This is a genomic window from Lonsdalea iberica (assembly GCF_002111585.1).
Classification (GTDB): Bacteria; Pseudomonadota; Gammaproteobacteria; order Enterobacterales; family Enterobacteriaceae; genus Lonsdalea; species Lonsdalea iberica.
The window spans coordinates 1-14,995 of the sequence record NZ_LUTP01000032.1; the positions used below are offsets into that span (position 1 = coordinate 1).

A 14,995-nucleotide genomic window follows, 5' to 3' on the forward strand; every position below is an offset into this window, starting at 1 on the left:
GGGGCGTCAGGCAAGGACGCCTGCTGCTGCGCGGCCTTTCGAGCCTTAACGCGGGCAATAGCGGCGTCTACGGCGGCTTTGCGGGGATCGTTTTCCGGCCGGTGGGCCGGCATAGCATCGGCAGTCGACGCAGGTTGATGGGGCATGGCTGCTGGCGGTGGCGTTACCTTAACTTCTGCCTGAAGAGCCTTAGCGCGTTCTATGGCGGCCATGACGGCGGCACCGGGTTTGCCGGAAGTGATGCTGGTTGTCCCCGTAGCAGGCTTAACGTCCTCCGATGGCGTGGTGTGCGTCTTTGCCGCAGGCACGACACGCGTTGCAGCCCGTTGATGTCGCTGCTCCCTGGCCTGTTTTTCACGCTCCAACCGGGCTGTTTTCGCCACAAAACGCGCTTTGGCGGCGGCGGCGCGCTGGGCTTCCTGTTCCCACGACTGAATCTCGGCTTTCGACTGACGAAAGTATTGCACCAGCGGAATATGGCTGGGGCAAACATAAGCGCACGCGCCGCATTCAATGCAGGCGGACAGGCGATGCTGGCGCGCTTGTTCATGGTCATCGTCGCAGATCAACTTGAACAGCCGTTGCGGCTGGAGGCCCGTCGGACAGGCATCGGCACATTCGCCGCACTGGATACAGGACTGCTCCTCCGTCTCGGGCTGAATTTCATCTTGCGACGGCGCCAGTATCGCGCTGCTGGTCGGGAGGATCGGGACATCCAGCTCTGGCAGCGTGAATCCTGTCATCGGACCGCCCACAATCACAGTGGGTTGTCCGCGCGTCACCCGATAGCCGGCCTGGCGCAGAAGAAAGCGAACCGGCGTACCGAGTCGCGCCCAGACATTGCCAGGTTGTTGAAGCGCCTGACCCGCCACCGTCACCACTCGCTCGGTCAACGGTTCGCCGTCAATTACCGCGCGTTTAACCGCGTAAAGGGTACTGATGTTTTGCACCGAGACGCCCACATGGGTGGGAAGCTGGCCGTCGCGGAGAGTTTTGCCGGTGAGTACTCGCGTCAGCACGGCGGCATCGCTGGTGGGATAGCGGGTAGGGATGACACGGATTTCCACGCGAGGTGATGCGTGCAGCGCCTGTTTGAGCGCGGTAATCGCCTGCGGCTTATTATCTGCAATCCCCAGCAAAATACGCTGAGGCGCGAACAGGCGATCAAGAATATCGATACCGACGGCCAGCTCCTCGGCGCACTCTTGCATCAGCCGGTCATCGGCAGTCAGGTAAGGCTCCGATTCGGCGGCGTTGATGATGAGCGTGTCGATGTCGCACGCTTGGTCCGTCGTGGGGGAGGCCGTGGCGAGCCCGGCGATCCCCGCCTGATGCAGATAGTCGCGCAGCGTGTGCGGCGCGACCTGTCGATAGTTCTGCAAAGGGCGACGTTCCACCCAACGATCGTCGCCGTCGGGTGTCAGGATCAGGCTCAGCACCGGCAGCCCGGACGGATGCGTAGCGGTGTGATAGCGGACGGCCTGTATCGTGCCGGACGTGGGGGCATGTACCGGCACCGTTGTGCCGAGACTTCGCGTCAGTGGCTGACCGCGCAATACCTGCTCTCCAACCTGTACGCACAGATCGCTGTCCGGTCCCAAATGAGCCTGAAGCGACACAATCAGTCGGTCAGGCAACGGCAGTCGACGCAGTGGTATCTGATTCGACGGCGATTTCATTTGCGGCAGGCGAACGCCGCCCTTCATGGGCCAAATGCGATTTTTTCCGAAGGCAGTCAGTAAATTAAACATGATGTCCCCCCTGTAAAACTCGCACGGGGATCGTGTCCAGGTCCCAATTCCAGCTGTCGGGGGTCGGTGTGACCGGTTCCAGCGCAATGCAGTCGGTCGGGCAGGGGGAAACACACAGATTGCAGCCGGTACATAATTCGCTGACGACGGTATGCATAGCACGTGCGGCGCCGACAATGGCATCTACCGGGCAGGCCTGAATACATTTGGTGCAGCCGATGCAACGGCTTTCGTCAATTCGTGCGACCTGACGTTCCGGCTTGCCCGGCATCGCATCGTCCGGCAAGGGCTGCGGCTCGACGTTCATCTGTACAGCCAGTTTATGCATCAGAGGTTCGCCCCCCGGCACGCATTTATTGATCTGTTCGCCGTTTTGAACCATGGCTTCGGCATAGGGACGGCAGCCCGCGTAACCACATTGGCGGCATTGGGTCTGCGGCAGCAGCTCTTCCAGCTGTTCGATGGAGGGGCGGGGGGGGCGCGAAGAACGTCGGCGCGAGGCGTAGCCAAGCATCAGACTTGCCGTCAGCGTGAGTGCGCCGAGTGCGGCTATCATCATCCAAAAATTTATCATCACCATTTCACCAGTCGGGTAAAGCCCGTAAGAGCCGACACGTTCGCCAAAAGGCGCCAACCGGTAGCCGCGGGTATTCGCTCATTACAGTACTTACAAAATAAAATCGCCGTATTATCCGGTATTGTCCTGGCTTCGACAACCTGAACGCCCGTCATCAATAGCTGCCGGGGACTGAACGTCTAACTTGTGCGCGCAGGCCAGTCTGAGGGGACAGTTGAGCGATGAAATGTAGACGCGGGGATGGACGTGTGTGACGGGGAATGCATTCCCTTTCGTGACAGGATGGGTGAGGGCCAGGCGCCTCGGCACGAGACGAAGCGCCCTGGGTTGATTCGTCTTTACTGACTCATTAGCGAGACTCGCCATTGCTGCGAATGAGCTGTTGATACCAGAAAAAGCTTTTCTTGCGTTTACGGGCCAGTTGATGCTGATGGTCGACATAGACAAAGCCGTACTGCTTCTGGAAGCCGTTCAACCAGCTCAGCAGGTCGATGAATGACCAGGGGTAGTAGCCCCGAACGTCGGCGCCTTGCGCAATCGCCTCCCCGACGGCATCGATGTGCTGACGCAGATAGTCGATACGGTCATCGTCCACGATGTCGCCATTCACGATGGGGTCTTTGGCGCCCAACCCGTTCTCGGTGATGTAGATCGGGATATCGCCGTAACGCGCCTTGATATTCATAATGCCCTCGGTCAGTCCCTGGGGATAAATTTCCCAGTCCCAGTCGGTATAGACCCCGGTAGGATTACGCACGAATTTAAACAGATCCTTAAACCCAAACTCATTTCCGGCCTGATGCGCACTGCCTTTCTGGCCCGTGGTATTGATTTGCAGGCGCGATTCCCCATGATTCGCCGCCACCGTTTCCCGCTTGTAATAATTCAGACCGATAAAGTCGCAGACGTTGTCGCGCAGCAACGCTTCGTCGCCCGGTTCGAACACCGGCGCGCCGAGGCTTGACTGCGCCAGATGCAGTAACTCCATCGGATATTCGCCCCGTAATACCGGGTCGTATAACCAGTGGGTAAAAATTCCGTCCGCCAGCTGACAGGCGGAGATGTTCTCCGGGGTGTCGTCGAGGGGGGTATTCGTTTGCAGTACGTTGACGAAACCGATTTTTCCGTTGATGCCGGACTGACGGAAAGCGGCGACGGCGCGCGCATGGGCGATAAAAACGTGGTGACAGGCTTGCAGGGCGCGGGACGGGTTGCGAATACCGGGGGGATGCGCGCCGGTGATGTACCCGAAACCGATAAAGCAGATAGTTTCATTGAATGTCGACCACAGCTTGACGCGGTCGCCATAGCGCTGGTAGCAGAGGCGGGCATACTCCTCGAAGGCATCGATGGTCTGACGGGATTCCCAGCCGCCTTGATCTTGCAGCGCCTGCGGTAAATCCCAGTGATAAAGGGTGATCATGGGTTCGATGCCGTGCTCCAGCAGCGCATCGATCAACGCACTATAAAACGCGACGCCTGCTTCATTGATCCTGCCGCGCCCTTCGGGAAGCAGTCGTGGCCATGAGAGGGAGAAGCGATAGCTTTTCAAGCCCAGCTCCGCCATCAGCGCGATATCCTCACGGAAGCGGTGATAGTGATCGACGGCGATGTCGCCGTTGGTCCCCTCAAAGGTGGTCCCGGGCAGATGAGAGAACGTATCCCATATCGATGGGCCTTTGCCCTCGGCGTCGTGTGCGCCTTCGACCTGATAGGCTGCGGTGGCGGCGCCCCACAGAAAGTCTTTCGGAAATGTGGCCATGAACACCTCGCTCTTGGATGGTTTCAACTCACTGATGAAGAGTGTAGGCGGGTTAAATTCCATGTTGCAACCGGTTTCCGAAACCGGTTTCTTTTTGGGGGTGAAATTGTGATCGTACTCACATCACCGGGTCATGCGATCGCACCAGATGGTCGTGTGTGAAGCCAGACGAGCGTGAACAGAAGGGACAGGGATGCGAAGGGCGGCGTTTTGAGGGTCTTATCCGATAAATCTGTAAAGCTCGCGGTGGTATACTGGCCGCTCCAATACAACGGGGAAAAGCCTGTCGCTCAGGCTGGGGGAATGATTTATGGCAGATACCATTCGTGTCGGATTGTTGGGATATGGCTATGCGAGCAAGACGTTTCACGCGCCGCTCATTGCCGCGACGCCTGGAATGACGTTGGTGGCGGTATCAAGTCGGCATCCGGAAAAAGTGCGTGAAGATTGGCCGTCTGTGCGGGTAGCCGAGAAACCTGAAGCGTTATTCGATGACCCAGAAATCGATCTTATCGTGATACCCACGCCGAACGATACGCACTTTCCCTTGGCGAAACGTGCACTGGAGGCAGGCAAGCATGTGGTGGTGGATAAACCGTTTACCGTCACGTTGTCTCAGGCTTACGAGCTGCATCAGGTTGCCGTCCATATGGGAAAAGTGTTGTCCGTCTTCCACAACCGCCGCTGGGACAGCGATTTTCTAACCCTCAAACACTTGGTGCAGAGCGGCGTACTAGGCGAAGTGGTGTATATGGAATCCCACATCGACCGCTATCGTCCGGAAATTCGCCAGCGCTGGCGTGAAGACGGCAGTGAGGGCAGCGGCATCTGGTATGACCTCGGGCCTCATCTTATCGATCAGGCGTTGCAGTTGTTTGGCGCGCCGGTCGCCATTCATGCGGATCTCGCCCAGCTGCGTCCCGGTGGGAAATCCGCCGACTACTTCCATGCGACATTGATTTACCCGCAGCGCCGCGTCGTGTTGCACGGCACGTTGCTGGCCGTTGCGGAAACAGCGCGCTACATCGTTCACGGTTGCCACGGCAGTTATGTGAAATATGGCATTGATCCTCAAGAGGCGAAATTGAAGGCCGGGCAGATGCCGGATGATGATACGCTATGGGGGCACGATGAACGCGATGGCGTGCTGACGCTGAACCGAGAAGGCTTGGCGGTGGAAGAAGCGATGATGACGATTCCAGGTGATTACACGGCTTATTATGCCGCTGTCCGCGACGCGTTGAATGGTCAGGGTGACAACCCGGTCCCGGTTGCGCAGGCGATCAAAGTGATGGAATTGATCGAACTTGGACTGATTTCTAATCAGAAAAAATGCGCGGTGACGCTGAAAAATAGCTAGCGTTGCGTGTATTTATTTCACATATTATCTCTCTATCTCACAGGCGATCTTAGGATCGCCTGTATTGTTTATTGAGAGGATATCGTTTCGTTATGGGATGGTTGCAACGTTTAAAGATCGATAAATTTCTGTTAGTTCTGGTTCTGGTGGTCATCGCCGCTTCGTTTTTTCCCTGTGAGGGGGGGGTGAAGGTGTTCTTTGAATACCTGACGACTGCTGCCATCGCACTGCTGTTCTTCATGCACGGCGCGAAATTATCTCGGGAAGCGATTGGTGCCGGCATTAGCCATTGGCGTCTTCATTTGGTGGTCTTCGCCAGCACGTTCGTTCTGTTCCCGTTGCTAGGTTTGGCCATGTCGTTTCTGGTTCCAGGAATACTCACGCCGACCGTCTATCTTGGATTTCTCTATCTTTGCGCGTTGCCCGCAACCGTTCAGTCCGCCATCGCGTTTACTTCGATGGCGCGTGGCAATGTGGCCGCGGCGATTTGCAGCGCATCGGCATCCAGCATTCTTGGCGTCTTTCTGTCACCGGTCCTGGTCGGACTGCTGATGCATACGCAAGGCGGTCAGACGGATACGTTGCATGCAATTGGGTCGATCATCCTGCAATTGATGGTACCGTTCGTTCTTGGTCATCTGTCGCGTCCGTTGATCGCCAACTGGGTGCAGCGCCATCGCAAGCTGGTCAATATTACTGACCGTTCATCGATACTTCTGGTGGTTTATGTCGCATTTAGCGAGGCGGTCGTTCAGGGGATTTGGCATCAAATCAACGGCTGGTCTCTGTTGTCTATCGTGGTGTGCTCGTTCGTCTTGCTGGGGATTGTGCTGGTGTGCACCACCATGGCAGCGCGTAAGCTGGGCTTCTCGAAAGCCGATGAGGTCACTATCGTGTTCTGCGGTTCGAAGAAAAGCCTCGCTAACGGCATACCCATGGCCAACGTGTTGTTTCCCGCTGCGGCCGTCGGCGCTATGGTGCTCCCGCTGATGATCTTCCACCAGATACAGCTGATGGTGTGCGCCACGCTGGCCCAGCGTTATGCTAAGCGGCCGGTAGAAGCAGACAACACCGAAGAGTAGCCGCGAGTTCGTTGGAATGCTACGCCATGAGTCAGCACTCATGGCGTTTTTTTATCCAGATAATTTACGATGGTCTGTTTCACTTTGAGCGCTGAAGTCTTCCAGCGCCATCCATAGAGCCCGAGATAAATTAATCAGGGGGCGTATGTCATGGCGTAAACGATTCTGTTGTTCCTGTGTAAGACTTGGATCACAGGAATAGATTTCATTTAATTCGTCAAATAATTCCTCGATGCTATTATCAAAATAATGATATTTACTATCACCCTGTTTTAATTGAGCGCCGCTTTTAACATATTCATTAAACGCATCCCCAAGGTGCATCATGTCTTTAGCAGTCTGAAGTAAACGTTCATGATAAGGTGCAAAGCCATCTTGCAGTATAAGGTTATGTCCCGCATCAATATAGTCAGAAATTTCCACTACTATCTGACCTAAGGGAGATTCGTCCTGCATTTTAATATGAGGGTCTTGTGGTCTGGAGCTGGCTCCGTGATAGGATCTTTTCGACGGGGGTTCGGTGGAATAGACGACAGGTCGCTCGATGTTATTCCAACGAACAGGTATGCAGTACGCATACATCTGACGTCGAGATTCAATGTTAAATATGGCTTGATCATACGCAGGCCAGCCATTGAATTCTTTTATGAAATTCATCAATACGTCTAAAGGATCTAACTGGGGTTGGGTAGACAGGCAACCGGCTAAGACGGCAACAAAAACTCCACATCCATTGGGGACATTTTCCTGCATGTTAGCGTTGATAAACGTCAGATTCTTTTCTGAGTAGACTCCGGCGAGATCGGCCGCACTATTAAACTTCTCTTTTACATCCTCTCTTAATTCTATTGTTGAATTAAAGACAAAGCCTTTGATATTTCCGTCAGATTTGTCTTTATATAAACCGAACAATACCCAGTGCTCCCCGGTATTGATAGGGAATAGTTCTGTTTTATCGAGGAAGTGAGGGGTGGTCATCATTTCAGCGAGTTGCTCGGATAACGAATTTATGTTGTCGACGGCATGGCTTAATGAGATAGGGAAGTTGATTGAGACGTCATCGTTGTGCATGTTTTTGATGGCGGCGTATAATTCATCTGTGTTGATCATTCTATTACTACACCACACATCAGACTCGTCAAATTGTTCATCAGATGACTGTGAAGAGAATACGCTGGTAAATAAATCCGACGCTTCTTGCCTTTGTATTTTGCTCGGCATAGCAGATCCAGCCATATAAAGCAGGCCGGATGGAGAGTAGAGTTTTTCCATGTCGATATTGTTTTTTTCTTTTGCTTTGATCGCCGTATAATATAAATTCAAACTGGCCTGTTGAATGACTTTATCGATACCTTTCTTTCCTTTGGTTTCTCCACTGAATAAATCAAATAAAATTTTTTCTGATTGATTGCCGATATCATCCGAACGAAGCGCGAGATTGAATAAGATATCGATACTATCAAGATTACCTTCGGTGGCGGATTGACCTAATAATGATAAAGCCTCACGGCTGATATTATTTGAAAACAATTCATCAAATTGATTGATATCCAATGGAGAGTAAGAAAATTCGTTAACGATCATAACAAATCCTATTTTTACAATGTCAGATAAGACGTTCCTCGCAAAGAGTAAATCTGGGCTACCTTAAGTGATATAAGCTCTAACCCTGCTTTTAATATCTAATAACGAGACATATCGAATGCCAGGAAAATAGCTTAATACCGCAGAACGCACAGTCTCGTTAATAGGGGAGTATGATTGTGGTCATGACGCCGCACGTCATTCGTATAGGGTTCTATGAAGGACAAAAATAACGAGGTGGGTGAATATAGGGGCAAAACAGGCGTTAGGGCATCGTTGAACCGCCGCCTCCACCGACGATTAATAATCGGAGAGGGGGCGGGAAGAGCGAGCGTTATGCCGCGCGCTGTTTCGCTTTTTGGCGCAATTGCTCTTTTTCCTGTTCGCCAATGAAGGCGACGGTCAAGCCGTTTTCCTGAGCCTGATGGATATCTTCTTGCGTCAAGCCCGCCTGCGGCGCGGCGACATTGTACTCGTGCTCGATTTCAATCCCCTGTACGGCCGGGTCGTCGGTATTGATCGTCGCCAGCAAACCGTAGCGTAGGAAGTGCACCAACGGGTGGGCGAGCAGAGAGTGGACGGTGCTGGTCTGGATATTAGACGTCAGGCAGGACTCTACGCCAATCTGGTGCTCCGCCATATACTCCATCAGCTTACGATCGACGATCGCTGCAACGCCATGGCCGATGCGCTCCGCGCCCAGCTGGTTAATCGCCTGCCAGATGCTTTCCGTACCCGCGGCTTCACCCGCATGCACGCTGATATGCCAGCCGGCATCTCGCGCCTGACGGAAGTGGTCGGTAAACAGCTCCCCGGGATAACCCAACTCATCGCCCGCCAAATCCAACGCGGTGATATGGTCTTTGTGTGCAAGCAGTGAACTTAGCTCCTGCTGGCAAGCCTGAGTGCCGAAGGTGCGGCTCATAATCCCCATGAGACGAATCATGACCTTGTCATCATTGTCCCGGCAGCCTGCATGGATGCCGTCGATGACCGCTTCAACCACGCCTTCCAGCGGAAGCTGATAGGCCTGCGCCATGTAGTAAGGGGAAAAACGTAGCTCGGCGTAGTCCAACCCTGCGCGGATTGCATCCTCAACGTTTTCGTAGGCCACGCGACGACAAGCGTCCAAAGAACCCAGCACGTTCACCCCCCAGTCAAGCTTCTTCAGAAAGCTGAGCAGGTCCGGCTCGTTATCGACAATCTGCACATGAGGACGCAGCGACTCCAGGTCCTGTCCCGGTAACGCGATATTGAATTGGCGACCCAACTCAAGAATGGTCTGAGGACGGATATTACCATCCAGGTGGCGGTGGATATCTGTTAATGGGATGTGCGGATCAATCATGTTTTACTCTTTATTAATGAAATCAATTAGTCAGTAAATAGCCGTTAGTATAAGAATAAACTCGGTCAAATTGCCATTTATTCGCAGAAAAGTTCATGTCCAACGGTTACGAAATGACGGTGGAGAAAGGCCGTGTAGCAGGGTGTCTGGTCGCTAAAGGGCGGGTTGAGGGGGTAAGGGCAGGCACCCAGGGAGGTGCCTGCTAATTGCTGGTTTACTGTGCCTGCGGGGCAGGTGCAGGGACGGCTTGCGGCGCATCCTGAGCGGGGACGGAAATGTACGGCGCGATGAATTCCGCCAGCGTCAATTTGCGGCCGTTGAAGGTCACAGTGCCGTCGGCGTACTGCAGCGAACTGGTGATCGCATGGTCCTTGGTGACCGTCAGCTGGCTCATCTGGCCGACACCGGCAATCAGTTGCGCCTGCTGGCGGGCCATAGCTTCAATCTGCTTTTTGTCGTTGTCGTTGGCCACTTTCGGACCGGTCTGGACGAACAGCTCCGTCAGCATATCCAACGGCAGATTGAGTTTCAGGTCCACGTTCTTGATGGACTGACGAATAAGCGCTTCTTCGTCAGACACGCCGGTCATGGCGTTGTGATCTTTCTGCAGCGGATCGGTCAAATTCAGCGCCAGATTAAAGTCGCTCTGTCCTTTGGCGTTTTTCCAAGTGAGCGGCGAGATGTGGATCTGTGGATTCCCTTTCAACAGCTGGGGCAAATTATGCAGCACGACCATCGCCATTTGCTGTTGGTACTCGTCGGTCGTGATCGGTTCCGGGCTGGACATCAGCGACTGGAACTTGGCGCGATAGGCGTCTGAGAACTGCTTCAGCCCATGACCATCGACGCCGGCGAAGCTGGCCTTCATGTTGACGGCACCCAGATTCTGGTCGCGCACGACGACGGAGGCGACATCGACACCCAGCTTCCCGGACAGATTCGCGTCGTCCGCATTGTTCTCGCTGGAGACGTTCACATCATTGATGGTCAGCCCATTTTCGTTTTCGACGTTCAGCGTCAGTTTCTTCAACGTAATGTTGGCGTCACCGACATTGATGTCGAACTTACTTTTACGCGAGGTGGAGTCCAGCGCCAGATCTTGCAGCGTCAGCATTTCGTTCTGGCCCAGCTGGTTTTTCTTCTCGGTCGCCAGATTGGCGATGTTGCCCACAATGTGAGCCTGGCTGAGGTCGCTCGCGACGAACAGCTTGAGGTCGGAACCGCTGAAGTTTAGTTTCTGGTCCGGATTCTGGAAATCGATCGGCGCCAGATGAATATCGGAGTGGGTATCCCCACTGTAGGTGACGCGCGTTTCCGCGTTGATGAATGGAACGTCTTTAGTCAGTTCGAACAGCGGTGCGACGGCGTCGGTTTTCACCAGTTCGCTGTGCACAGAGGCCATCGACGGGATCAGGTTCAAGTGCTTGATTTGGGACAGCGGGAATGGTCCGTGATACAGCGTCTCTTTAAAGACCACTTCCTGATTCTTATCCAGCACCTGATAGTCGCTGGCGGTGCCGTCGGACTGAAGCACATAGGTCAGATTACTGCTGAACAGGCCGCGCTGGTAATCTCGGTAGCTGACCTTCAGTCCGGCGTTGGGATAGTTGGTTTTCAACTGGCTGTTGATGTTGTCTGTGAATTCACCAATATGCTTTTCGACCTGTTTGCCAGTAAACCAGGAAGCTCCTGTCCAAGCTACGCCTAGAGCAACGATGACCCCTACGGCCACGACTGTTTTTTTCGTCACGCTTGTATCCTTTTTTATCTTGTGTAGTACCGCCCCTCATCGGGGCGTCAGCATCATGCTGTTTAAAGTCTAGTTATAAACGCGGGCAATGCGACCCGTACCGTGAATCTGCACGGGAGATTCATCAGCGCCGATAAAGCAGGACTCTCCCGGCTGCAACGTAATCCGCTGTTGAGCTTTTTCCGCGGTGGCTTCTCCGCTGACGCAGAAAAGAATAGCAGCACTCTCCTGAGTCAGCACCTGCGGCTCGGCGGTGAGATCGTGAAGGGAGAAAGCAAAATCGTCAACCGGCACGGAGAAGGTCAGCGTCTTATCGCCGACGACGGGCTTCGTCAACAGTGTTTCCGCCGGCTTGGGCTCAAACTGCACGTTAGACAACAGTTCGGGAATATCGATGTATTTCGGCGTCAGACCGGCGCGCAGAACGTTGTCTGAATTGGCCATGACTTCCAGCGCGACGCCATTCAGATAGGCGTGAGGCGTTTCCGCCGTCAAAAACATGGCTTCTCCCGGCTGTAACGTGACGACGTTCATCAGAAGAGGCGAGAACAGCCCGTTATCGTCCGGATAGAAGCGGGTGATGTTGCGGATGGTCGCCCAAGGCTCGCCGTCGCGGCTGTTAAGCGCGGCTTTGAGGGTCGCGATAGCGGTGTCTTTCTGCTCTCCGCTCATTTCGAGCAGGTTGGCGAACAGCATCGACAGGCTCTGGCGGTCAGGCTGTTGCAAAAAGGCGGCGATGGACGGATGCGCACCCGCCAGCGGCTGCAACAGCTCGGCGATTTCTTCAAGTTTACGGAATCCGTTGATGGCGCTGAACGGCGTGAGTGCAAAGACCAGTTCCGGCTTGTGATTGGCGTCTTTATAGTTACGTTCCGCCGCGGTGACGGGAATGTCCGCCGCATTTTCACGGGCGAAACCTTCCTCGGCGGCGCTTTTGCTGGGATGAACCTGAATGGACAACGGCTGATCGGCGCATAACACTTTAAACAGGAACGGCAACTCGCCAAAACGCTGTGCAATGCGCTGGCCCAGATAACGCTCCGGGTCGGCGGTGATGATATCCCGCAGGCTGACCTGCTGCCCCTGATTGTCAACTAACAGGGAGCTGCTGCTGGGGTGAGCCCCCATCCACAGTTCCGCCATCGGACGATTGTCGGGATTTTCCATGCCGTACAGCTCGGTCAATGCGCTTGGGCTGCCCCAGGCATAATGCTGAACACGGTTAAGCATTTTCTGCATAACGGGATCCTAGTGTTATTGGTGATTTCACGTTGTGAACTAAGGGTTAAAGACACAGGGGACGGGTGATGATCCAGAACCTCGATTCCCATCATGGTAATGCTTTATTCGTGACGATACCATAACGACAAGTACCTCAATTATCCGAAAATAAACGCATCTTCTAAGGAGATAGGTCATGTCCGATATTCGTGTTGAGAAAGACTCTATGGGACCGGTTGATGTACCCGCCGACAGGCTGTGGGGAGCGCAGACCCAGCGTTCACTGGAACATTTTCGTATTTCAGAAGAGAAAATGCCCCGTGCGCTGATCCATGCGCTCGCGCAGACCAAGCGTGCGGCGGCGAAAGTGAATCTCGATCTGGGATTATTGCCACAAGACCGCGGCGACGCGATCATCAAGGCGGCGGATGAGGTACTCGCGGGGCAACATCCGCACGAGTTCCCGCTGGCGATCTGGCAGACCGGTTCCGGAACCCAGAGCAATATGAACATAAATGAAGTGCTCGCGAACCGCGCCAGCGAGCTGCTGGGGGGAGGACGCGGCAATGAACGCCTGGTTCACCCCAATGACGATGTGAATAAGAGCCAGAGTTCCAACGATGTTTTCCCGACGGCGATGCATGTCGCCGCCGTGACCGCCGTGATCGAGCATCTTCTCCCCGAATTGAAAACGCTGCAGCAAACGCTTTCGACCAAAGCGGTGCAATACCATGACGTCGTCAAGATCGGCCGTACCCATCTGCAGGACGCTACGCCGTTGACGCTGGGGCAGGAGATCTCCGGTTGGTTGGTCATGTTGGAGCACAGTCAGCGACACATCGAACATACTATCCCACATCTGTCCGAGCTGGCTTTGGGGGGCACCGCCGTTGGGACCGGGCTGAACACGCATCCGGAATATGCGGTGCGGGTTGCGGCGGAATTGGCGTCTCTGACCGGCCTGCCGTTCGTGACTGCGCCCAGCAAGTTTGAAGCGCTGGGCACCTGCGACGCGCTAGTGCAGGGACACGGCGCGCTGAAGGGATTAGCGGCGTCATTAATGAAGATCGCCAACGATGTTCGCTGGCTGGCCTCCGGACCGCGCTGCGGCATCGGCGAATTAAGCATTCCTGAGAACGAACCGGGCAGTTCCATCATGCCGGGCAAGGTGAATCCGACACAGTGCGAAGCGATGACGATGCTGTGCTGTCAGGTGCTGGGCAACGATGTCGCGGTAAACATCGGCGGCGCTTCCGGCAACTTCGAGCTGAACGTGTATCGGCCCATGATTATCCATAACTTCTTGCAGTCTGTGCGGTTGCTGGCGGACGGTATCAAGAGCTTCAATGAGCATTGCGCCGTCGGTATCGAACCCAATCGCCCGCGTATCGAACAGTTGCTCAATGATTCGCTGATGCTGGTGACCGCCTTGAATCCGCATATTGGCTACGATAAATCTGCGGAAATCGCGAAGAAAGCGCATAAGGAAGGGCTGACGCTGAAAGCCTCGGCCCTGAAACTGGGCTATCTGACATCCGAGCAGTTCGATGAGTGGGTTCGCCCGGAGGACATGGTAGGAAGCCTGAAGCGCTAAGCGTTTTCGTCGGTGTACAGGTGAAGTCGCGGGATCAGCAGCCGCAACGGATGGGCTTTAGGTTTGTGCTTGTGTTTAATGCTGTCGGCATCATAATCCTTCAGCTCTCCCAGAATGGGCGCTGATGCGCCGTCGCTCTGACGACACAGGACGATGAGCGGTGAAGGGCAGGGGTACTGCACCTGTTTTTGCTGCTCCTGATACCAGGCTCGCGCAATCGGCTGAACTTTCACCGGCCTTTTGATCTTCAGTAACGCCTGCTCCGGCAGGCGTTTGACATCAGATATCTCCTGCTCCAGCAGCGAGGCCCATTGTTCCTGACTATAAGGCGCAACTGTGCGGCCTGACTGCTGGCTTTTCTCCAGCTGTTTCAGCACGTCGTCGCGCGTCACCCTCTTGATGATGTTTTTGTTAGCCCAGCCAAAACGGACGGATGCTGGATTGACGATCATCGGGATAGTGCGATAGGCGCTCAGCGTGATCAGCCCGCGGAGATGCGTATGCACGAAGTCAAATCGTTGTTCAGGCGCAAGTCCTGACTCGACGGTGATGATGTATTCCAGCGTCTTCTTCAGCGTGTTGATGTGTTCAATACGCTGCTCAGCCTCGAGAAACTCTGTGTCATTCACGGAGAAGCAAAGCGCGCCGGGCAGGCGAATGGCGGCTTTGCTGCTGATGTTTTCCGCATAATGATGGATAAACAGCCGCTGAAAATGTTGCAACGCCAGCTCGCGAGCGGCTTCGCTCTCCGACGGCGTCACCGCAATCTGTGTGATCGGGTCGTGCTCATGGCCTTTTTCGATCTCAGGGAGCGTGAATACGCGGGCGGCGGCGAGCTTAAGCTGTGAAAACTGCTGCTGCATTTCCCGGAGTTCTTTCTCCAGCTCGATAAAGTGCTGATTCATCCGTTCGATCAAGTCGTAGGCGGCCATGACATCCCTTTTAGTTACAACATGCTGCTAGTTA

At 54.5% G+C, this 14,995-nt stretch carries 11 protein-coding genes; 3 read left to right on the forward strand and 8 right to left on the reverse strand.

Features of this window, described 5'->3' with window-relative positions; genetic code table 11:
- The 3 genes from rsxC to AU511_RS12330 form a co-directional block, all read right to left on the reverse strand.
- Positions 1–1,751 (reverse strand): electron transport complex subunit RsxC (gene rsxC / locus AU511_RS12320; protein WP_139829376.1); only part of this gene is annotated, 1,751 nt, incomplete at its 3' end.
- Positions 1,744–2,325: an electron transport complex subunit RsxB gene (gene rsxB / locus AU511_RS12325; RefSeq protein ID WP_094109881.1), complete on the reverse strand. Its 582-nt coding sequence runs from the start codon at positions 2,323–2,325 to the stop codon at positions 1,744–1,746. The genes rsxB and rsxC, both read right to left, overlap by 8 nt.
- Before the next feature lie 352 nt (positions 2,326–2,677).
- A complete protein-coding gene (locus AU511_RS12330; RefSeq protein ID WP_094102091.1) occupies positions 2,678–4,090 on the reverse strand; it encodes a GH1 family beta-glucosidase in 1,413 nt (470 codons plus the stop codon).
- 310 nt (positions 4,091–4,400) lie between these two features.
- Here AU511_RS12330 and AU511_RS12335 point away from each other — a divergent pair, with 310 nt between their 5' ends.
- Together AU511_RS12335 and AU511_RS12340 are read left to right on the forward strand one after the other, a co-directional pair.
- Positions 4,401–5,450 carry an oxidoreductase gene (locus AU511_RS12335; protein ID WP_094109868.1) on the forward strand — a complete coding sequence of 350 codons (1,050 nt, stop codon included), beginning with the start codon at positions 4,401–4,403 and terminating at the stop codon, positions 5,448–5,450.
- A 92-nt stretch (positions 5,451–5,542) separates the two neighbouring features.
- Positions 5,543–6,532, forward strand: coding sequence for a bile acid:sodium symporter family protein (locus AU511_RS12340; RefSeq protein ID WP_094109869.1), 990 nt, complete (start codon positions 5,543–5,545; stop codon positions 6,530–6,532).
- 51 nt (positions 6,533–6,583) lie between these two features.
- On the opposite strand, the gene AU511_RS12345 is transcribed toward AU511_RS12340, so the two are convergent.
- The 4 genes from AU511_RS12345 to manA all read right to left on the reverse strand — a co-directional run bounded on the left by AU511_RS12345 (position 6,584) and on the right by manA (position 12,453).
- On the reverse strand, positions 6,584–8,116 hold the full coding sequence (locus tag AU511_RS12345; protein ID WP_094109870.1) for an ElaD/SseL family deubiquitinase: 1,533 nt from the start codon (positions 8,114–8,116) through the stop codon (positions 6,584–6,586).
- Between the two features lie 334 nt (positions 8,117–8,450).
- Positions 8,451–9,464, reverse strand: a complete 1,014-nt coding sequence (gene add / locus AU511_RS12350; RefSeq protein WP_094102095.1) for an adenosine deaminase — start codon at positions 9,462–9,464, stop codon at positions 8,451–8,453.
- 214 nt (positions 9,465–9,678) lie between these two features.
- Positions 9,679–11,214 (reverse strand): YdgA family protein, encoded by a 1,536-nt coding sequence (locus tag AU511_RS12355; protein WP_094109871.1) that lies wholly within the window; start codon positions 11,212–11,214, stop codon positions 9,679–9,681.
- A gap of 69 nt (positions 11,215–11,283) precedes the next feature.
- Positions 11,284–12,453, reverse strand: a complete 1,170-nt coding sequence (manA, locus tag AU511_RS12360) for a mannose-6-phosphate isomerase (RefSeq protein WP_094109872.1) — start codon at positions 12,451–12,453, stop codon at positions 11,284–11,286.
- Positions 12,454–12,631: 178 nt separating this feature from the next.
- Here manA and fumC point away from each other — a divergent pair, with 178 nt between their 5' ends.
- Positions 12,632–14,029 (forward strand): class II fumarate hydratase, encoded by a 1,398-nt coding sequence (gene fumC / locus AU511_RS12365; RefSeq protein ID WP_094102098.1) that lies wholly within the window; start codon positions 12,632–12,634, stop codon positions 14,027–14,029.
- Here the strand turns inward: fumC and tus are convergent.
- A complete protein-coding gene (tus, locus tag AU511_RS12370; protein ID WP_094109873.1) occupies positions 14,026–14,961 on the reverse strand; it encodes a DNA replication terminus site-binding protein in 936 nt (311 codons plus the stop codon). The two genes, fumC and tus, sit on opposite strands and share 4 nt — an antisense overlap.
- Positions 14,962–14,995 lie beyond the last annotated feature (34 nt).

Excerpts from the sequence above, each read along its gene's own strand:
- rsxB (WP_094109881.1), bottom strand. The coding sequence starts at position 2,325 with ATGATAAATTTTTGGATGATGATAGCCGCACTCGGCGCACTCACGCTG.
- AU511_RS12330 (WP_094102091.1), bottom strand. The coding sequence starts at position 4,090 with ATGGCCACATTTCCGAAAGACTTTCTGTGGGGCGCCGCCACCGCAGCC.
- AU511_RS12335 (WP_094109868.1), top strand. The coding sequence starts at position 4,401 with ATGGCAGATACCATTCGTGTCGGATTGTTGGGATATGGCTATGCGAGC.
- AU511_RS12340 (WP_094109869.1), top strand. The coding sequence starts at position 5,543 with ATGGGATGGTTGCAACGTTTAAAGATCGATAAATTTCTGTTAGTTCTG.
- AU511_RS12345 (WP_094109870.1), bottom strand. The coding sequence starts at position 8,116 with ATGATCGTTAACGAATTTTCTTACTCTCCATTGGATATCAATCAATTT.
- add (WP_094102095.1), bottom strand. The coding sequence starts at position 9,464 with ATGATTGATCCGCACATCCCATTAACAGATATCCACCGCCACCTGGAT.
- manA (WP_094109872.1), bottom strand. The coding sequence starts at position 12,453 with ATGCAGAAAATGCTTAACCGTGTTCAGCATTATGCCTGGGGCAGCCCA.
- fumC (WP_094102098.1), top strand. The coding sequence starts at position 12,632 with ATGTCCGATATTCGTGTTGAGAAAGACTCTATGGGACCGGTTGATGTA.
- tus (WP_094109873.1), bottom strand. The coding sequence starts at position 14,961 with ATGGCCGCCTACGACTTGATCGAACGGATGAATCAGCACTTTATCGAG.